Genomic DNA, 18,416 nt, shown 5'->3' with positions numbered 1-18,416 from the left:
CGGGTTCGCGATAGCGCCTTCATCGTCTCCTCTTCGTGTGGATGTCGATGACGAGTGACGAGCCTTGAGGAGCGAAATGCACAGAGGGAGGCTAAATGCCTCCCTCTGTGCGTCTGGCGAAGGAAATGGGGGTCTAGCCGTAAGCCAGGCTGGTATGGGCGCTTTGGGCCAGCTTGGGCACTATCTTGTTGCGCGAGCGCCAGGTGGCGGGCGGCATGCCGAACTGGGCATTGAACCAGCGGGTGAAGGAGCTTGGCATGGAGTAACCCAGCATGTCGGCGATGTGGCCGAGGGAATACCCCGAGTTTTGCAGGTAGCGCATTACGAGATCCCGGCGCACGTCGTTGATGAGCTCGCTGAAGGTGGCGCCGCTCTCTTCCAGATGGCGCTGCAGGGTGCGCACATTCATGCCAAGGGTGCGGGCTATCTGCTCTATGGTGGCGCGCCCCATGGGCAGCAGCAGGTAGATGGCCTTGCGCACGTCGGTCAGCAGGGATTGCTGGGTTTCCACCATGAGGGTATCGAGGTACTGGCGCGCGTGGCGGGCCATGGCCTGATTCGCCAGGGGGTTGGGGATATCCAGATCCGTCGACTGACAGACGATGCCGTTGAACTCGCTGCCAAATTCCAGCTTGCAGCCGAACAGGCGCTTGTGGATGGAGAGATCCGCCGGCGCCCCATGAGTGAAGTTGACGCTGATGGGGTGCCAGTTCGCCCCGACCCCGACCTGGGAGGCGCAGAAGCGGAACATGACGCCGACCGCGAGCTCGGTGGCCTGGCGCGAAGGCATGGGCGCATCCGTGATGATCTCCTCGCGGATGATGACCGTCTTGCCCGCTTCCTCGATGAAGATGGCCAGCGCATTGTTGAACAGATGGATGTATTGCACCATCACCTGCAAGGCGTCACGCAGGTTGGGCTGGTAGCTGAGCAAGAGGCTGACCTCGCCAAAATCCGACAGCTGGCGATGCTCCGCCATGCGCAGTCCCAGGCTCTGGCAACCGCCGGTGCGGGCCGTCAGCTCAAGCAGATTGACCACAGTGGCGACCGGGATGCGCTGGTTCGGGACATCCAGAATGGAGGCGCTGAGTCCGGCCTGAGACAACAGGCTGGGGGTGTTGAGGCCCAGTTGCCTGGCGACGTCGAGATAATTGGTGAGGGTAGCGGCTCTTGCTAGAAGGGTCATGATGCAGTTCCCATGGCGACAGCTCATCTGCTGGTTGTTAACTGTTTTTTATCATTTCATTTACATGGTGGGAAGTGCTATTAACTGCTGTGTTAGTAATCAATAGTCGTAGGTTTCAGCTGCTCCCCCCTTTTGTCTGTGGTTTCTGCTGCCAGCCAGTGCCCCTGTCGTAAAAAGACAAGTCCATGGCACCCAAGGTAAAGCAGCCAAAAACCGGGCGCCTTAGTGTGGCTCTCATGACTGCCCGGCCATCGCCGGGCGCCAGGAGAAGGGGCGAAGATGAAGGAATGGCAACCCAGGGCGACCGTGCTGATCGTGCCCGGCCTGCGGGATCACATGGAGGATCACTGGCAGACGCGGCTCGCCGCCGGCCTGGACAAGGTGGTCACAGTGCCGCCTTTAACCTCGGATCGACTCAGCTGCCAGGCCAGGGTCGAGGCCATAGCGCAGGCGCTGGCCACCATAGAGGGTCCTGTGATCCTGGTGGCTCACAGTGCAGGTGTGCTGATGGTGGCGCACTGGGTAGCGCAATATGCTGATAAAGGCCATACCATCGCGGGTGTCCTGCTGGTGACGCCGCCGGATCTGGATGTCAGCTGGCCAGCCCCGTACCCCAGCCAGGCCGCCATGATGGCCGGTGGCTGGCAGCCGCTGCCACGGGCTCGGCTGCCGTTCCCGAGCCTGATGGTCATGAGCCAGAATGATCCCCTGGCGAGTCCGGCGGCTGTCCGAGCCCTGGCCGGGGAGTGGGGGAGCGAGCTTGTGGATGCCGGGGCCGTTGGGCACCTCAATCCGGCCAGTGGTTTCGGCCCCTGGCCCCTGGCCTGGACGTTGCTGGCGCGTCTTGGCGCCTGATCATCCATATCGACAAGGGAACCGAGTTTCCCCGTCCATCAGGACGTGAACATGCATCTACAAGGAGTGAAGATGGTGAAGACCCGGATCATACCGCCCGCGCAGGGAGCCCATGCTTATCCACTGCTGATCAAGAGCCTGCTGCTGTCGGGTGTGCGCTATCACCCCGAGCAGGAGATAGTCTACGCAGACCGTCTGCGTTATGACTATCGCACCCTCAACCAACGGATCCATCGCCTTGCCAACCTGCTGACGGCATCGGGGGTGGGGCCCGGCGACACGGTCGCCCTGCTGGACTGGGACAGCCATCGCTCCCTCGAGTGCTTCTTCGCCGTGCCCATGATTGGCGCCGTGCTGCACACGGTCAACGTGCGCCTCTCGCCGGCGCAGATCGCCTACACCATGAGCCACGCGGAAGATCACCTGGTGCTGGTGCACGACGACTTCCTGCCCATGCTGGCCGGCATTCAGGACGAGTTGCCGACTGTGCGGGGTTACATCCGGCTGACCGATGGCGAGCTGCCCCCAAGCCGTCTGCCCCTGCTCGGGGAGTATGAAACCCTGCTGGCCGGTGCTGACTGTCATTACGACTTTCCCGAGTTTGATGAGAACTCGGTGGCGACCCTCTTCTACACCACGGGCACCACAGGGGATCCCAAGGGGGTCTACTTCAGTCATCGTCAGCTGGTGCTGCACACATTGAACGAGCTGACCCTGGCGGCCCATACGGGTCAGGCACCCCTGCGATCCGATGACGTCTACATGCCCATCACCCCCATGTTCCACGTCCACGCCTGGGGTTTCCCCTATGCGGCGACCATGCTGGGGGTGAAGCAGGTCTACCCAGGCCGCTACGAGCCAGACAAGCTGGTGCGCCTCTATCGGGACGAGGGGGTGACCTTCTCCCACTGCGTGCCCACCATCTTGCAGATGATCCTCGATTGTAAGGAAGCCAGACACACCTCTATGCAGGGCTGGAAGATGCTGCTGGGGGGCAGCGCACTGCCCCTCGGGCTCGCGACCCAGGCTCACCGGCAGGGGATCCTGATCCAGGCAGGTTACGGCATGTCGGAGACCTGCCCGCTGCTGTGCGTGGTACACCTGACAGGTGAAGAACTGGCCTTGCCCATGGACGATCAGTTGCCCCTGCGGATCCGCACCGGCACCCCCATCCCCCTGGTGGATCTGCGCATCCTCGATGAGCAGGGACAGGAAGTGGCGCACGATGGGGTGACCATGGGGGAAATCGTGGTGCGCGCCCCCTGGCTGGCGCAGGGCTATCTGAAGGAGCCGGAAAAGGGAGCCGAGCTCTGGCAGGGGGGCTGGCTGCACACCGGGGACATGGCCTCCATCACCTCGGGTGGCACGGTTGAGATCAAGGACCGCATCAAGGATGTGATAAAGACGGGGGGAGAGTGGATAAGCTCGCTGGCGCTGGAGAACCTCATCAGCGCGCACCCCGAGGTGCACGCGGTGGCCGTAATAGGGGTGCCCGATGAGCAGTGGGGCGAGCGCCCGCTGGCGCTGGTGGTCGGCAAGGAGGGGGTGCTGCTAGAGCCCGAGGCCATCAAGGCGCACCTGCAGAGATTCGTCGACAGTGGCCGCATCAATCGCTGGGCCATTCCCCGCCAGATCCGCATCGTGCAGGAGATCCCCAAGACCAGTGTCGGCAAGGTAAACAAGAAGCTTATTCGGGAGCACGAGCAACAGGCAGTGAGCAGAAATTGAGCGCCACATCATAAAACCGCCACGCGGCCCCTCAGTCGTCCCCACCGGCTGAGGGGCCGCGTTGCTTGGGCATGGTGGCTTGACTACGCTAATTGAGTTATCACATAAGAGGCGTGTGCCATGAGTAGAACGCAGATACATCTTGTTGATGAAGAGGTGGATTTCTCTGCCAATGAGCAGCTGGTATCTACCACGGATATGAGGGGGGTGATTACCTACGCTAATGAAAATTTTTGCCGGGTAGCGGGTTACAGTCAGGCCGAAATGATAGGCCAGCACCACAACATGGTACGCCACCCCGACATGCCCAAGGCGGCGTTTGCCGATCTCTGGGGCAAGCTGAAGCAAGGCAAACCCTGGCGCGGCATGGTGAAGAACCGCTGCAAGGACGGGCGCTACTACTGGGTGGATGCCTATGTCACCCCCATCTTCGAGCAGGGCCGGATCAGCGGCTATCAGTCGGTGCGCAGCCGCGCCGAGCCCGAACTCAAGGCCATAGCAACGCGGACCTACACCCGGCTGAGGGCCATCGAGCGGGGGGAGCGCAAGGCGGGCTTGTCCCTTAGCCAGATGCGGCACGGGCTGGCCATCGCCGGGCTCCTGCTGATGCTGGCGGCCGGTGCCTATCTGCTGGGGGGATGGGAGCCGCTGTTCATGCTGCTGCCTCTGCTGTGGCTCGGCCTCATCTATCGCCACGAGATCATCACCACCCCGCGTTATCTGCGGCAACTGACCCAGGAGTATGACAGCCTGACCCGGCTCATCTACTCGGGCAATGAACCGAGCGCCATCGCCGATTTTCATCTCAAGTTGCTGCAAGCCAGGATCCGCACCGTGCTCGGGCGGGTGGACGATGCCACCCTCTCCCTGCAGGACTTGGCCGTGCACCTCAAGACGGCGTCCAGCGAGGCGAGCGCCGACATCGCCGAGCAGGACATCCAGACCCAGCAGGTGGCGACCGCCATCACAGAGATGGCGGCAACGGCCCACGAGATCGCCCGCAACATCCAGGAGACGGACAACCAGATAGCCCAGGCCAAGGTGCACTGCCAGCACACCAACAAGCAGCTGGCGGATACCCAGCACAGGGTCACCGAGCTCGCCACCCAGGCCGAGCAGGCCTTCAGCGCCGCGGTGGCGCTGGCGGAGGAGTCCGATCGGATCGGGGTATTGATGAACGAGATCCAGGGCATCGCGGATCAGACCAACCTGCTGGCTCTCAACGCGGCCATCGAGGCGGCGCGGGCCGGCGAGCAGGGCCGTGGCTTCGCTGTGGTGGCCGACGAGGTGCGTACCTTGTCTACCCGCACCCACAGGGCGACCGAGCAGATCCAGGGCAGTATCGGGCAGATCCAGCGCACCCTGAACGGTTGGAAGGGCATGATGCAGCAGAATCTGCAGCAGACCCAATCCTGCGTGACCCTGACCCGACAGGGATCGGAGAGCCTGCATCAGGTGTTGGCGGAGATAGAGCAGGTGGTCGACCTGTCGACCCAGATCTCGGCGGCGGCGGAGCAGCAGCAGGCGGTGGTGGAAGACATCAGCCAGAACGTCAACATCATCTCCCAGCACTCCCACACCAACAGCAGCAAGATGCAGGACATGGATGCCTCGAGCGACATCCTGCTCACCAAGGCGCGTCAGCTCAAATCCCTGGGGCAGACCTTCGGCTAAAGCCTGGATACCATCAGTGCGCAACGAGGCCACCCTGGGGTGGCCTCGTTGCGTTGGTGATAGGGTGTTAGCGGGGGCGCTACGCCAGGGCGGTGAGGGTGCCGCTCTTGTCGTGGTACATGGCCCTGTCCGCCTGGATGAGCCACTGCTCGGCGCTCCAGCCGCTCTGGTAGTGGCTGACGCCTATGCTGATCCCGACCTGCAGGGCGTGCGCCTCCAGCTTGAACGGTGCATGCATGGCGAGGCGGATCACCTCGGTCACGTCCTGCGCCTGGCGCAGACTATGGTCCGGCAGCAGCAGAATGAATTCATCCCCCGCCAGTCTGGCGAAGAAACAGTGGTGGCCGATGGCATCCTGGATGCGCCGGGCCAGCTGGCAGAGGATGGCGTCTCCTTGGCTGTGGCCGAAGTTGTCATTGATGCGTTTGAAGTCATCGAGATCGCAAAACAGCAGGCAACCCGGGTTGGCGCCGAGCAGCTGGGCCTCCAACTGCTCCATCAGACTCAGCCGATTGGGCAGGCCGGTGAGGGGATCCCGGCGGGCGAGCTGCAGTATCTCCTGCTCTCTGAGCTTTCGCAGGGCCACCTCCCGGTTGAGCCGCTTGTTGCTGATGAACAGATAAATGCTCAGCAGCAAGATGAGGGCGCCGACCCCCAGGCTCAGCAAGAACCAGGGACGCCAGAATATCCACTGCTGAGAGGGGACTTGATAAAGGAAATGCGTCAGCGGCGTGGGCCTTGGGATGAGGCCTATCTCGGTCAGCTGGGCCATGATGTGGGCGAAGCGATCCGGATTCATATACCCGATCTCCACATAGAGCGGCTGGATCATCTCCTTGCTCATCTGGAGCTCGTACTCCATGTGGGCCTGGCTGCGCTGGACGCCGTATTCACGGCGCAGCAGTGCGATGGCCTCGGCCGGATGGGAGAGGGCATAGCGCCAGCCCTTGAGGCTGGCGGCGCGAAACCGCGCCACCCGATCCGGGTTGAGCTGATCCTCGGCCTGGGTCGTGAACAGGATGTCGCTGTAAAAATCGATGCCGTAGTTGCGGGGATTGATGACGGAAACCGCCACCCCGCGCTCCTCCAGATAGAAGGGCTCGTTGCTGAGATAGGCGTTGAAGATATCTATCTTGCCGGTGATCAAGTCGTCGATGTTGACCGAGGTGGGCACGGGAATGAGCTCGCGTTCGTGCAGCCCCTGATAGTAGAGGGTGGCGAGCAGTTCGGCATCCTGATGGCCTGGAAACATCATGATCCGTTTGCCACGCATGTCTGCAACGGTGAGAATGCCGCTGTCACGGCGGGCCAGGAAGACGGATGGCGAATGCTGATAGACGGAGGCGAGGGCCAGCAGGGGTTGACCGTTGGCGTAGCTGGTCAGCACCTCGGTATTGCCGACCCCGAAGTCGGCGCGCCCGGCCAGCACCTCCTGCACCGGGCTTATCCCCTTGCCGCCAGGCCTTATCTCGACGTCCAGTCCGACGTCGGCATAGAAGCCCTTGGCCTTGGCCATGTGATAGCCCACAAACTGGGGCTGGTGCAGCCAGCGCAGTTGCAGCACCACCTGATCAGGGGATGAGCCGGCCTGATCACTGGCCAGGAGGGGGGAAGCGTAGCTGGCAACGATCGATAGCAGCCAAAACAAGCATCTCTTCATCCGTGCGATTCTTGTGCTGAAGGTCTATGGGGTGTGGCCTTTGGCCCGTTTCACATTTTTTTAATAATTGTCATTCTAAAGGGTTCTAGATGTACCGGATACTGTCGCAGCAGAAAGATTTTATGGTGATCAACAAGGGCCCAGGCATTGGCATGCATGACGAGGGGGGAGAGCCCGGTCTGGTGAATAGGGTCCGCATCGACACCGGGCTGGAGCTCTACCCTGTGCACCGACTCGACAAGATGACCTCTGGGCTGGTCCTGCTGGCCCGCACCCCGGCGGCGAACCGGGCGCTGAGCATGGCGTTCGCCGAGCGGCGGGTGAGCAAACAGTATCTGGCCCTGTCGGACAGAAAGCCCAAGAAGAAGCAGGGCTGGGTCAAGGGCGACATGCAAAAGGGGCGTGGCGGCAGCTGGCTGCTGGCCCGCACCCTGGACAACCCCGCCATCAGCTGGTTTGACTCGGCGCCGGTGCGCGAGGGGCTGAGGCTCTATCGCATCAAGCCCCAGACCGGCAAGACCCACCAGATCCGGGTGGCCATGAAGAGCATTGGTGCCCCCATCCTCGGGGATGAGCGCTACGGCGGTACAGCAGGAGATCGCGGCTATCTGCACGCCTGGCGTCTTTCCTTCTCTCTGGGGGAGGAAGCATTTGATTTCGTCTGCCCACCGGATGAGGGGCAGTTGTTTATGCTGCTAGAGCTGCACGCCATCCTCGCCGGGCTGGCAGAATGAGCGTCTCGTCCGCAGTGTCGCCGCTCGAGTGGCCACCAGAGGGCTGGATCCTGGCGGACTTTGACGACACCCTGGCGCCGGATGACAGCCATGCGGGCCTGCTGCGTTATATCCTGCGCCGCCGGATCTGGCCGGTGCTGTTGCTGCCGGTCATCGCTCTCGGGGGCCTCATCTATCTGCTGCCGAGCCGATGGTTGCCACACCAGCGGCGCTGGGGCATTTCGCTGATCTGGTGGGCCATCACCCTTGGGCTATCTCCCCTTTGTTGGCGCAAACTGGTGCGGGCCTATTGCCGCACCCGGCCCGGCCTCTACAAAGAGGCGCGGACCTTGCTGATGACAGAGGGGGATCGCTGCTGGGTCATCTCGGCAAGCCCCCGCGCCCTGGTGCGGGCGCAGCTCCATCGGCAACTGCCCGGCAAGTTACCTCGCCGCATCCTGGGCTCGCGCATGCACTATCGCTGGGGTGGTCTGGTGCCCCATTTCTACTGCCATGGGCAGCACAAGATCCTACCGGAGATCCTGGCGCTCAAGCCCTCTCTCGCCTTGAGCGACAGCCTGCACGATCTGCCGCTGCTGGTGTTGGGAGAGCAGGCCTGGCTCATCAATCCGACCCCGGCGCGGTTGCAAACCGCGCGGGTGAGCGTGCCTCAAATAGAGCCCAAATCCTGGTCCCTGTAAGGCAAAGCTGACAGCCCTGTGGGTCTCTGGCGGGGGATCCACAAGGCCGCACTCTCAATGTCACAACTTGTTTACATCTCTCCCGGCATTCGCCCAAAAAACTATCTGCACCCCGCCTCTTCTCTTCTGCCGCGCCCCTGCCTCTAATGAAACAAGGCATTAACAATTCGTGATTGACGGGGTCCGGGCACTGGCTCGACGGCCTGGTCAATCCGGTTTCATCCATCATCGGCAAGCGGCCACGGGGCCGTAGCAAGGAGCGCATCATGACCACCTCTTCTTCTCGTGCACAGACCATCAACCCCCTCGGTACCGACGGCTTCGAATTCGTCGAGTACACTGCGCCGAACGCCAAAGGCATCGCCGCTCTCAAGGCGCTGTTCGTCTCCCTGGGCTTTGCCGAGGTGGCCCAGCACAAGCACAAGCAGTGCTGGCTCTATCGTCAGGGAGAGATCAACTTCGTGGTCAACGCCGAGCCCCACTCCCAGGCGGAGCAGTTTGCCAGCCTGCACGGGCCGAGCGTCTGTGGCATGGCATTTCGGGTGAGCGATGCGGGCCGCGCCCAGCAGTATGCCATCGCCAAGGGGGCCAAGCCGTTTGTCGGCAAGATTGGGCCCATGGAGCTCAACATCCCCGCCATCTACGGCATAGGCGAGAGCACGCTCTCCTTTGTGGATCGCTACGGTGACAAGGGCTCCATCTATGACGTGGACTTCGTCTTCTACCCCGATTGGCAGGCGCGCATGGCCGAGGTGGATGCCGGGCTTTATGAGATAGATCACCTGACTCACAACGTGCAGCGGGGCAACATGGATGTCTGGTCGAATTTCTATGAGCGGATCGGCAACTTCCGTGAAATTCGTTACTTCGACATCGAGGGTAAGCTGACCGGCCTGCATTCCCGTGCCATGACGGCCCCCTGCGGCAAAATTCGCATCCCCATCAACGAGTCCTCCGACGACAAGTCCCAGATCGAGGAGTACCTGCGCCAGTACAAGGGGGAGGGGATCCAGCACATCGCCATGGCGTCCAGTGACATCTATCAGACCATCCGCACCTTGCGTGGCCGCGGCACCGGCTTTATGCCGACCCCGGACACCTACTATGAACAGGTGAACAAGCGGGTCGAGGGCCATCAGGAAGACTTGGCGGCTTTAAGTGAGCTGCGCATCCTCATCGACGGCTCGCCGACCAAGGACGGCATACTGCTGCAGATCTTCACCGACACCGTCATCGGCCCCGTGTTCTTCGAGATCATCCAGCGCAAGGGCAACGAAGGGTTCGGGGAGGGCAACTTCCAGGCACTGTTCGAATCCATCGAGCTGGATCAGATCCGCCGGGGCGTGCTGCACGGCGAGAAGGACGGGGAGCTCCACGATGCGTAATCACAGCCACATTCACGCCTGGGCAGGAGGTTGCCATGCGTAACTGGATTAGCTTTCCTCACCGGGAGGGGACCCATTCCCGCCAGGCCCACGCCGATTTGCCGGAGCAGGCCATCTATGAGCGCGAGCTCGGACGCTCCGGCTTCTTCGGCCCGGCCACTCACATGCACCACAAGCATGCCCCCACCGACTGGGTGAGTTGGGAAGGGCCGCTGCGGCCCAGAGCCTTTGACCTGAACGGCTTGACCGAGGAGATAAGCTCACTCTCCCCCTGGGTGATGCCGGACATTTTGCACAACGCCCACTGCCGTTACCGGGTGTGGCGCCTGAGCGAGCCCATGCCGTTTCTGGTGCGCAACGCCGACGGCGACGAGCTGTTGTTCATCCACGAGGGGCGTGGCGAGTTTTACTGCGACTACGGCCATCTGAGCGTGCGGGATGGGGACTATGTGGTGATCCCTCGCGGCACAATGTGGCGTATCGAGCCGACTGAACCGCTGTTTATCCTGATGGTAGAGGCAACCGACGACAGTTATCAGCTGCCGGACAAGGGTCTGGTGGGCAATCATGCCATCTTCGATCCGGCGGCCCTGGACGTGCCGGCCATCGACGACGTCTTCCTCGCTCAGCAGGACGAAAATCCCTGGTCTTTGCAGATCAAGCGCCACAATCAGGTCTCGGTCGTCACCTGGCCGTTCAATCCACTGGATGCCCAGGGCTGGCACGGGGACTTGTGCGTGGTACGCCTCAACTGGCGCGACATACGCCCGCTGATGAGCCATCGCTACCATTTGCCCCCCTCGGCCCACTCCACCTTCGTGGCGAGCCGTTTCGTGGTCTGCACCTTCGTGCCGCGGCCCATCGAGAGCGACCCCGGCGCCCTGCGGGTGCCCTTCTATCACAGCAACGATGACTTCGACGAGGTGCTCTTCTACCACGCTGGCGACTTCTTCAGCCGGGACAACATAGAGAAGGGCATGGTCACCTTCCATCCCGCCGGCTTCACTCACGGCCCCCATCCCAAGGCGTTTGCGGCCGGCCGCGCCCACGCCAAGCAGTTCACCGACGAGGTGGCCGTGATGCTGGACACCCGAGATGCCCTGAATGTGGGCAGCCTGTGCGAAGGGGTGGAAAACATCCGTTACGTCAACAGCTGGCTGCGCCCCGAACTCGCCCAAAGTGGTAAATAAGGATCTGTCATGAAACTCGCAACATTGAATAACGGCAAGCGCGACGGCGCCCTGGTGGTGGTGAGCCGGGATCTGGCCCGCGCGGTCCGGGTGGCGGACATAGCACCGACCCTGCAAGGGGCCCTGGACGAGTGGGCCGAGCTGGCCCCCCGGCTTGCCCATGTGTATGGGGAGCTCAACGACGGCGCCCGCGCCGATGCCTTCCCGTTTGATGAGGCCGATTGCCTCTCGCCCTTGCCCCGCGCCTACCAGTGGGCCGATGGCAGTGCCTACGTCAATCACGTGGAGCTGGTGCGCAAGGCGCGCGGCGCCGAGATGCCGGACAGCTTCTGGCACGATCCCCTGATGTATCAGGGGGGCTCGGACAGCTTCCTGGCCCCGCGCGGCCCTATTGTCATGGGTTCGGAGGAGTGGGGTATCGATTTCGAATCGGAAATTGCCGTCATCACAGATGACGTACCCATGGGGGTGAGCAAGGAGGGGGCGGCAACCCATGTCAAGCTGCTGATGCTGGTCAACGATGTGAGCCTGCGAAACCTCATCCCCGGCGAGCTTGCCAAGGGCTTTGGCTTCTTCCAGTCCAAGCCCTCCAGCAGCTTCTCGCCGGTGGCCATCACCCCGGACGAGCTGGGCCAGGATTGGCGTGAGGGCAAGGTGCATCTGCCGCTTCTGACCCACCTCAACGGCGCCCTGTTTGGCGCCCCGGACGCGGGGCTCGACATGACCTTCAACTTCTTCGAGCTGATTGCCCACGCCGCCAAAACCCGGCCGCTCGGGGCGGGCTGCATCATAGGCTCGGGCACCGTCTCCAACTACGACAGAAGCGCGGGATCTTCCTGCCTCGCCGAGCTGCGCATGCTGGAAATTATCGAGTCGGGTCAGGCCACTACACCCTACCTGCGCTTTGGTGATACAGTGTCCATCGCGATGCAGGATCGCAACGGGATGAGTCTGTTTGGCTCCATTTTGCAGCGTGTCACGCAAGGGGATGCCAGCCAGACGAGCTAGGAAGCCTGGGCCGGCGACAGGGTCGGCGGGCGACACGGCAGGTGGCACACACCTGCCATCACAGGGACAGAATATGCTGCAGTTGTTTGGATATTGGCGTTCATCGGCCAGTTTTCGCGTGCGTTTGGTGTTGCAACTCAAGGGACTGAGTTATGAGCAACATCCGGTCAATCTGAGACAGGGTGAGCAGAAAGAGAAGGCCTATCGACGGCTCAATCCCCAGGGGCTGGTGCCCTTTCTCATCGACGGCGAGGTGCAGATAGGCCAGTCCGTTGCCATCATGGAATACCTCGACGAGACCTATCCCGCCCATCCTCTGATGCCGACGGCGGCGCTGGATCGGGCCAGGGTGCGCCAGATAGTCAACATGATTGCCTGCGACATCCACCCCCTGAACAATTTGCGGGTGCTCAACTACCTGGAGCAGGAGTTGGGGCAGGGCAAGACGGCGCGCGATGCCTGGTATCGCCACTGGATTGACGAGACCTTCACCGCCCTCGAGCAGTTGCTGATGACCACGGCCGGGGTCTACAGCGTCGGCAACGAGGTGACTCTGGCGGACTGCATGCTGGTGCCCCAGGTCTACAACGCTCACCGCCTCAACATGACCCTGGACGATTACCCCACCATTGCCCGCATCGTCGCGAACTGCGAACAGTTGCAGGCCTTTGTCCAGGCGGCCCCCGCCAATCAGCCGGATGCGCAGGTGTAGTCGTTATTCTTCATTCAAACCAACGTTAGAGGGAACTGATAATGGGAATAAAACCTGGCCCGAAAAGAAAGAATGAAGATGGAACGCCAGATAAGCGGCAAAGAGTGACTCCTGACAAGCAAAAGGAGCATCCAGCGCTAAAGCCTCATAAACATAAGCAGGGCGACTAATTGGTACCTGTCTGTCACACGAGTCAGCTGTGTGCGCAGGTCTGAGATTGGATGTGTAGGCTGGGCCGGCAACCCCGCCCAGCCTGCAGCTTTCAAAGCGGCCGTTCCCCTTTCGTTTTACTCATCTCATGGCGTTCCGTTACAGCCATATAGCCTGAATCCGGGCCGCTCACTCAATCGTTGGTAGTAGTCATTCACCGCCGGCAGTGATGGCCGCTCAAACGGCGTCTCCAGCCAGCGGTTGACCGAAAGTCCGATGGGAATGTCGGCGAGTGCAAAGTGACTCCCCGCCACATAAGCCCCCGTGGAGTGAAGCTGTTTGTCCAGGATCTGCATATAGCGGGACCAATCCGCACAACTTGCGCTGAGCGCCTGGCTCTCCTGATGCAAGGACGAGTGCCTGACCAGCGACATAAAGGCGTAGCTCCAGGAGCGGTTCAAGTCCGATGCTTGCCAGTCGATCCACTGATCGACCCAGGCCCTCGCACGTGCCTCGGTGGGATAGAGACTGGCATCGCCGTAGCGCGCGGCCAGATAGCGGATGATGGTGTTCGATTCCCACAGGGTGAAGTCACCATCCTGAATGACCGGCACCATGGCGTTCGGGTTCAGCGTCAGGAACTCGGGGGTGTCGGTGGGTTTGAAGCCGGATCCCCACTCCTCCAGCTCGAAAGGCAGGTTCAGCTCGGCGCAGGTCCAGAGCACCTTGCGCACATTGATTGACGAGGCCTTGCCCAATATCCGTAACATCTTTTCGTCCTTGTCCGATGGGGTCCATCGAGGAAGCATCCCATCGGGCAAGGGGGTAAATCAATGGCTATGGCTGACCGATCGCTAACTGTCCCAATCAACAGCAATCGTATGTTGAGCCCCTCGGTCAATGACGACATACGCAACCAGAGCCCCGTCCTTTCAACCGAGCGTTCGGGAGCATTTAGCCGCGGGCCGTCTTGGGCCCTGGGCCCAGGAAGCAGCTCCGCTACTGGCACCAACTGTCGCGTACCAGCTTGCACTCTTGCTACGCCCTGATTGTGGGTGCAGAAATTTTGTATAGAATCCCTCTTCTCGTCATAACCGCCCTAGCCGTGCTGGCTCAGAGGTGGTCGACAGCGTGATCAGCACCGTGAAACCGCGGGTATCCCAGCATCAGCGATAATATCTATCGCCCTTTTCCTGTGTTGTTGTCGTTGTCTCCAGATCAATTAACGGTGCCACGATTGATATCTCTCAGTAAGTTTCAACGAAGCTGGCAATATGCGAAGAATGGAAATGGACTAAATAAATCAGCTTCTATATAGTGTTTAAAACGAAGGTGTAAGTTGGTTTTAGTTTATTTCCAGTAGTAATCACTCAATATGTTTAATTATAAGCAAGGGCCCTAAATATGGTAATCGTGAAAGCCAATCACACCCTGTTTAAACGATGCATTTAATTTGGTTAATTTTATTTGCCATGCCCATCGGCAGGAACTGTAGATATGTTTGGCGCCTGTATTGGATCTACACCTAGCTTCTCAATATAAGGTATCTCTTGTTTTATAAGTTCGGCTGCTGACATTCTCAATGCTTGAAGTTCCAAATAATATTCAGGTTTCTCAATGCCTCCGTTTAGATATAAGTTACAAAGCGCAAAAGCTCCATCCCTATATAGTTGGACACCTTGTGTTCGCCTGAATAACTGCTTCATTGCTACGGTTAAATTGGCTGTTGCTTCAGCACTAAGAGGGGTTGTCGTCCCAGACACTTGAGCTGTTAATGCTGATGCAAAGGTTGAAGCAAACTGTGCGCCAGCATCGGGAGAGGCTTCGGCACAGAGTTTTGCTTTATCATCCAGTTTTACATAAACAACACGATAGTCCGGTGCAGTGGACAATGTCCCAACAATTTCTCTGCCACTTAAACCAACCTTGTCTTCAATTACTGGTGGTCTTGCAGTGAAATAAGAAGAGCAACTTGAGGTGAGAAATGTTAATAGTAGTGTAATGATTTTTTTCATGTTGCATATCCTTTGCATATGAGGCTGCTAGTGCTTTATGGAATGAATTCAGGGAATAACTAGCACCTGAATTCCACCGATAAAGAAGACCTTTTTATAAACCGCTTGAGTGATTGTAGCGGAATAATAAAAAAATACGCCAATCATACTAACATTAATGTCATCAGTGTGGTTTTTATTGGTGCAATCAAATAGTTAAAAGTTGCATCCTTAGGATCTGAGTCGTGTGATCTAGATGGGAGACTATGGGCTTAACAGCTTTGTTGGTGGATGTTCATCACGGAGCGACTGGACAGGTCGGCTATCTACTTGAATCTGGCATCTCACTCGATCGTGGTCGGAGTGGGGCAGGAGACCAACTTGCCGCAAAGCACGGTACGAGCGGGACAACCAGTGGGAAGTGTTCGACGAAAATTGCACAGTGGCCCCGTCCTTTCAACCGAGCGTGCGGGGCCTTGATTCGGGAGTGTTTAGCCGCGGGCGGTCAAGAAGGCGATAAACTTGCCGAATTTCTCCTTGTCGTAACTCTTGCCCTTCTCGAGCAGCCCAGTATTGAAGGACTCCAGCAGCTTGCCCTTGTCATTCAAGACGTAGAAGTGGGGCACGCCGAGATACTCGGGATAGGCCTTGAGGAAGGCTTGGTTCTTGTTCTCCTTGCTGACGTTCACCTTGACTACCACGAAGGTCTGGTTGAACTGGCTAGCAAGCTTGGGCTCTCTGTCCAGAAACTGGTTCATCTCCTGGCACCAGCTGCACCACTCGCCCCCCACCAGCAGCAACACCTTCTTGCCCTCCTGCTCGGCCCTGACGCTGGCGGCCGCCAGGTCTTTTACCGGATCCCGCTGCTCGTCATAGCCCTGGCTGTAATCGGGCAGCCCCTTGGCCCAGAGGTGATCGGCCGCTTGAGCCGCGCCATTGAACAGGGCGGTACCCAGCATCAGGGGCAGTAACAGTCGTTTCATGGTCTCTTCCTTGTGTCGTTATGGGTTGCTTCCAAGCAGCAATAATGTGACACGAACGAACCCCGTCGCCAAGAACTACAGGGACATGGGATATACGAAAAACGGCATTGTTAAGCCACGAAGACGCCCATGAAAAAGCCCCTCGATGGGAGGGGCTTGGTTGTCTCGATGGGAGATGATGCGCTTAGTAGCCTTGCTGGTGGACGTCCATCACGGCGCGACCGGACGGGTCGGCCATCTCCTTGAACTTGGCATCCCACTCCAGCGCGGTCGGGGTGGAGCAGGCGACCGACTTGCCGTAGGGCACGGTGCGGGCGGCGGCTTCCAGCGGGAAGTGCTCGTCGAAGATGGCGCGGTAGAAGTAGGCCTCCTTGGTGAGCGGGGTGTTGATGGGGAAGCGGAATGCCGCCGCCTCGAACATCTGATCCGTCACTTCCTCTTCGACCATGGCTTTCAGGCTGTCAATCCAGGAGTAGCCCACGCCGTCGGAGAACTGCTCCTTCTGGCGCCAGGCGACCTCGTGGGGCAGCAGCTCCTCGAAGGCTTCCCGCAGTATGTGCTTCTCGATCTTGCCCTTGCCACACATCTTGTCGGCGGGTTGCAGGCGCATCGCCACGTCCATGAACTCCTTGTCGAGGAAGGGCACGCGGCCCTCCACGCCCCAGGCGGCCATGGACTTGTTGGCCCGCAGGCAGTCATACAGATGCAGGGAGGCGAGCTTGCGCACGTTCTCCTCGTGGAACTCTTTGGCGTTCGGCGCCTTGTGGAAATAGAGATAACCACCGAACAGCTCGTCCGAGCCTTCGCCCGAGAGCACCATCTTGATGCCCATCGCCTTGATATAGCGGGCCATCAGGTACATGGGGGTGGAGGCGCGGATGGTGGTTACGTCATAGGTCTCGAGGTGATAGATGACGTCCCGCAGGGCATCCAGGCCCTCTTGCACGGTGAAGTGGATCTGGTGGTGAATGGTGCCGAGGTGATCGGCCACCTTGCGAGCTGCGGCCAAGTCCGGCGAGCCTTCGAGACCCACGGCAAAAGAGTGCAACTGGGGCCACCAGGCCTCGCTCTTGTCATCGTCTTCCACCCGGCGGGCGGCGTAGAGCTTGGTGATGGCGGAGATGACGGAGGAGTCCAGGCCGCCGGAGAGCAGCACGCCGTAGGGCACGTCGCACATCAGCTGGCGCTTGACCGCCGCTTCCAGCGCGGCTTTCAGTTCAGCCTTGTCGCTGACGTTCTGCTCGACCGCGCCGTATTCCATCCAGTCGCGCTTGTACCAAGTTTTAAGCTCGCCGTCCTTGCTCCACAGGTAGTGTCCCGGCGGGAAGGTTTCGACGCTCTTGCACACGGGCACCAGCGCCTTCATCTCGGAGGCGACATAGAAGTTGCCGTGCTCGTCGCGGCCGGTGTAGAGCGGGATGATCCCCATGTGGTCACGACCAATCAGGTAGGCATCCTGCTCGGCGTCATAGAGGATGAAGGCGAAGATGCCGTTGAGATCGTCCAGAAAGGCGGGGCCCTTCTCCTTGTAAAGTGCCAGCAGCACCTCACAGTCAGACTTGGTCTGGAACTGGAAGTCGACCTTGAGGCCCTTCTCCAGCTCCTTGTGGTTGTAAATTTCGCCGTTGACGGCCAGCACATGGGTGCGCTCGGGGTTGTAGAGCGGCTGGGCGCCGTTGCCCGGATCCACGATAGCCAGACGCTCGTGCACCAGAATGGCCTTGTCCGAGCTGTAGACGCCGGACCAGTCGGGTCCGCGGTGACGCAGTCGCTTGGACATCTCCAGCGCCGATTTGCGCAGGGTTGCTGCGTCAGACTTGATGTCCAGAATGCCGAAAATAGAACACATTGGCGGTAATCCTCATTGATTTTTATATGAGCCCCCCACGTTTGGGCTCGAAATTCCATTTACATTCCTCGCCAATCACAATGCCTAGCGCAAAACCCTTTTGCAAGCGGGAAAACCGCACAAAATCATGCCGCGAGCGTCAAGCTGGCGGCATGGAAAGCGGGTCGGGAAAAGGGGATGGATTGACGGGGGCGTCAAGTCGCCGCGGGTTCGAAGATCACATAGAGCTTGCGGCAGGCGACCAGGGTCTCCCACTCGCCGACGAAGCCCGCCGGGATGACGAACTGGCTGCCCGGGGTTAGATGCAGCTTGCCCCCCTGGCTGTCGTGGATCAGCGCCTCGCCTTCGAGCAGCTGGCAATACTCGTGCTCGGTGTAGCGCACGGCCCAGCGGCCGGGCTCGCAGGCCCAGAAGCCCACGTGAAACTGTTGGCTCGGGTCGGAATAGTGATTCCACAGGGTCTGGTTTGGATTGCCGGATTTGATGCGATCGCTGGGTGGGGTGAGCGGGGTGGGGGAGACGAAGTGATCGCTGAGCAGGATCCAGTCATTTAGGTTTTTCATGGAGCTTCCTTGCAAGGGGGTGGGGGCAAGGGATCGTCCTGATCCCGTGGTTGTTTACTTTTCTT

Annotated in this window: 16 protein-coding genes; 9 read left to right on the top strand and 7 right to left on the bottom strand. The window is 60.0% G+C overall.

Annotated features, from left to right (window positions below):
- Nucleotides 1–133 precede the first annotated feature (133 nt).
- Nucleotides 134–1,186, bottom strand: a complete 1,053-nt coding sequence (locus tag CUC44_RS05865) for an AraC family transcriptional regulator (RefSeq protein WP_100859130.1) — start codon at nucleotides 1,184–1,186, stop codon at nucleotides 134–136.
- A gap of 279 nt (nucleotides 1,187–1,465) precedes the next feature.
- Between CUC44_RS05865 and CUC44_RS05860 the strand changes: the two genes are divergently transcribed.
- The 3 genes from CUC44_RS05860 (at nucleotide 1,466) to CUC44_RS05850 (ending at nucleotide 5,443) form a co-directional block, all read left to right on the top strand.
- Nucleotides 1,466–2,041 (top strand): RBBP9/YdeN family alpha/beta hydrolase, encoded by a 576-nt coding sequence (locus tag CUC44_RS05860; protein ID WP_100859038.1) that lies wholly within the window; start codon nucleotides 1,466–1,468, stop codon nucleotides 2,039–2,041.
- Between the two features lie 51 nt (nucleotides 2,042–2,092).
- Nucleotides 2,093–3,769 (top strand): fatty acid--CoA ligase, encoded by a 1,677-nt coding sequence (locus CUC44_RS05855; protein WP_244166716.1) that lies wholly within the window; start codon nucleotides 2,093–2,095, stop codon nucleotides 3,767–3,769.
- 120 nt (nucleotides 3,770–3,889) lie between these two features.
- Complete coding sequence (locus tag CUC44_RS05850; protein WP_100859036.1) at nucleotides 3,890–5,443, top strand: methyl-accepting chemotaxis protein; 1,554 nt, start codon at nucleotides 3,890–3,892, stop codon at nucleotides 5,441–5,443.
- A gap of 79 nt (nucleotides 5,444–5,522) precedes the next feature.
- On the opposite strand, the gene CUC44_RS05845 is transcribed toward CUC44_RS05850, so the two are convergent.
- A complete protein-coding gene (locus CUC44_RS05845; protein WP_100859035.1) occupies nucleotides 5,523–7,103 on the bottom strand; it encodes a GGDEF domain-containing protein in 1,581 nt (526 codons plus the stop codon).
- 89 nt (nucleotides 7,104–7,192) lie between these two features.
- On the opposite strand from CUC44_RS05845, the gene CUC44_RS05840 reads away from it, so the two are divergent.
- From CUC44_RS05840 to maiA, 6 genes are all read left to right on the top strand, one after another.
- Nucleotides 7,193–7,837 carry a TIGR01621 family pseudouridine synthase gene (locus CUC44_RS05840; RefSeq protein ID WP_100859034.1) on the top strand — a complete coding sequence of 215 codons (645 nt, stop codon included), beginning with the start codon at nucleotides 7,193–7,195 and terminating at the stop codon, nucleotides 7,835–7,837.
- Nucleotides 7,834–8,517 carry an HAD family hydrolase gene (locus CUC44_RS05835; protein WP_100859033.1) on the top strand — a complete coding sequence of 228 codons (684 nt, stop codon included), beginning with the start codon at nucleotides 7,834–7,836 and terminating at the stop codon, nucleotides 8,515–8,517. Before CUC44_RS05840 ends, CUC44_RS05835 begins: the two co-directional genes overlap by 4 nt.
- Before the next feature lie 263 nt (nucleotides 8,518–8,780).
- Nucleotides 8,781–9,902 carry a 4-hydroxyphenylpyruvate dioxygenase gene (gene hppD, locus CUC44_RS05830; protein ID WP_100859129.1) on the top strand — a complete coding sequence of 374 codons (1,122 nt, stop codon included), beginning with the start codon at nucleotides 8,781–8,783 and terminating at the stop codon, nucleotides 9,900–9,902.
- A 35-nt stretch (nucleotides 9,903–9,937) separates the two neighbouring features.
- Nucleotides 9,938–11,092 (top strand): homogentisate 1,2-dioxygenase, encoded by a 1,155-nt coding sequence (locus CUC44_RS05825; protein WP_100859032.1) that lies wholly within the window; start codon nucleotides 9,938–9,940, stop codon nucleotides 11,090–11,092.
- A gap of 9 nt (nucleotides 11,093–11,101) precedes the next feature.
- Nucleotides 11,102–12,100: a fumarylacetoacetate hydrolase family protein gene (locus tag CUC44_RS05820; protein WP_100859031.1), complete on the top strand. Its 999-nt coding sequence runs from the start codon at nucleotides 11,102–11,104 to the stop codon at nucleotides 12,098–12,100.
- Nucleotides 12,101–12,173: 73 nt separating this feature from the next.
- Entirely contained in the window at nucleotides 12,174–12,812 is a 639-nt protein-coding gene (gene maiA, locus CUC44_RS05815; protein ID WP_167388795.1) for a maleylacetoacetate isomerase, read from the top strand.
- A gap of 296 nt (nucleotides 12,813–13,108) precedes the next feature.
- Here maiA and CUC44_RS05810 read toward each other — a convergent pair whose 3' ends face one another.
- The 5 genes from CUC44_RS05810 to CUC44_RS05795 form a co-directional block, all read right to left on the bottom strand.
- On the bottom strand, nucleotides 13,109–13,732 hold the full coding sequence (locus CUC44_RS05810; RefSeq protein ID WP_100859030.1) for a glutathione S-transferase family protein: 624 nt from the start codon (nucleotides 13,730–13,732) through the stop codon (nucleotides 13,109–13,111).
- 693 nt (nucleotides 13,733–14,425) lie between these two features.
- Complete coding sequence (locus tag CUC44_RS20920) at nucleotides 14,426–14,977, bottom strand: hypothetical protein (RefSeq protein ID WP_157812748.1); 552 nt, start codon at nucleotides 14,975–14,977, stop codon at nucleotides 14,426–14,428.
- A gap of 470 nt (nucleotides 14,978–15,447) precedes the next feature.
- Nucleotides 15,448–15,939 carry a thioredoxin family protein gene (locus tag CUC44_RS05805; RefSeq protein ID WP_100859029.1) on the bottom strand — a complete coding sequence of 164 codons (492 nt, stop codon included), beginning with the start codon at nucleotides 15,937–15,939 and terminating at the stop codon, nucleotides 15,448–15,450.
- A 184-nt stretch (nucleotides 15,940–16,123) separates the two neighbouring features.
- A complete protein-coding gene (asnB, locus tag CUC44_RS05800) occupies nucleotides 16,124–17,788 on the bottom strand; it encodes an asparagine synthase B (protein WP_100859028.1) in 1,665 nt (554 codons plus the stop codon).
- A gap of 194 nt (nucleotides 17,789–17,982) precedes the next feature.
- Nucleotides 17,983–18,351: a cupin domain-containing protein gene (locus tag CUC44_RS05795; RefSeq protein ID WP_100859027.1), complete on the bottom strand. Its 369-nt coding sequence runs from the start codon at nucleotides 18,349–18,351 to the stop codon at nucleotides 17,983–17,985.
- Between the last annotated feature and the right edge of the window lie 65 nt (nucleotides 18,352–18,416).

The sequence above is a fragment of the Aeromonas lusitana genome (assembly GCF_002812985.1).
In the GTDB taxonomy this organism is placed as follows: domain Bacteria; phylum Pseudomonadota; class Gammaproteobacteria; order Enterobacterales; family Aeromonadaceae; genus Aeromonas; species Aeromonas lusitana.
Note: the sequence above shows the minus strand (reverse complement) of the source record. Positions and strands in the feature narration are given on the sequence as shown.

Coding starts and splice junctions, on each gene's coding strand:
- CUC44_RS05850 (WP_100859036.1), top strand. CDS start 3,890: ATGAGTAGAACGCAGATACATCTTGTTGATGAAGAGGTGGATTTCTCT.
- CUC44_RS05860 (WP_100859038.1), top strand. CDS start 1,466: ATGAAGGAATGGCAACCCAGGGCGACCGTGCTGATCGTGCCCGGCCTG.
- CUC44_RS05845 (WP_100859035.1), bottom strand. CDS start 7,103: ATGAAGAGATGCTTGTTTTGGCTGCTATCGATCGTTGCCAGCTACGCT.
- maiA (WP_167388795.1), top strand. CDS start 12,174: ATGCTGCAGTTGTTTGGATATTGGCGTTCATCGGCCAGTTTTCGCGTG.
- CUC44_RS05840 (WP_100859034.1), top strand. CDS start 7,193: ATGTACCGGATACTGTCGCAGCAGAAAGATTTTATGGTGATCAACAAG.
- CUC44_RS05810 (WP_100859030.1), bottom strand. CDS start 13,732: ATGTTACGGATATTGGGCAAGGCCTCGTCAATCAATGTGCGCAAGGTG.
- CUC44_RS05820 (WP_100859031.1), top strand. CDS start 11,102: ATGAAACTCGCAACATTGAATAACGGCAAGCGCGACGGCGCCCTGGTG.
- CUC44_RS05865 (WP_100859130.1), bottom strand. CDS start 1,186: ATGACCCTTCTAGCAAGAGCCGCTACCCTCACCAATTATCTCGACGTC.
- CUC44_RS05805 (WP_100859029.1), bottom strand. CDS start 15,939: ATGAAACGACTGTTACTGCCCCTGATGCTGGGTACCGCCCTGTTCAAT.
- CUC44_RS05855 (WP_244166716.1), top strand. CDS start 2,093: ATGCATCTACAAGGAGTGAAGATGGTGAAGACCCGGATCATACCGCCC.
- asnB (WP_100859028.1), bottom strand. CDS start 17,788: ATGTGTTCTATTTTCGGCATTCTGGACATCAAGTCTGACGCAGCAACC.
- CUC44_RS05795 (WP_100859027.1), bottom strand. CDS start 18,351: ATGAAAAACCTAAATGACTGGATCCTGCTCAGCGATCACTTCGTCTCC.
- CUC44_RS05825 (WP_100859032.1), top strand. CDS start 9,938: ATGCGTAACTGGATTAGCTTTCCTCACCGGGAGGGGACCCATTCCCGC.
- CUC44_RS20920 (WP_157812748.1), bottom strand. CDS start 14,977: ATGAAAAAAATCATTACACTACTATTAACATTTCTCACCTCAAGTTGC.
- CUC44_RS05835 (WP_100859033.1), top strand. CDS start 7,834: ATGAGCGTCTCGTCCGCAGTGTCGCCGCTCGAGTGGCCACCAGAGGGC.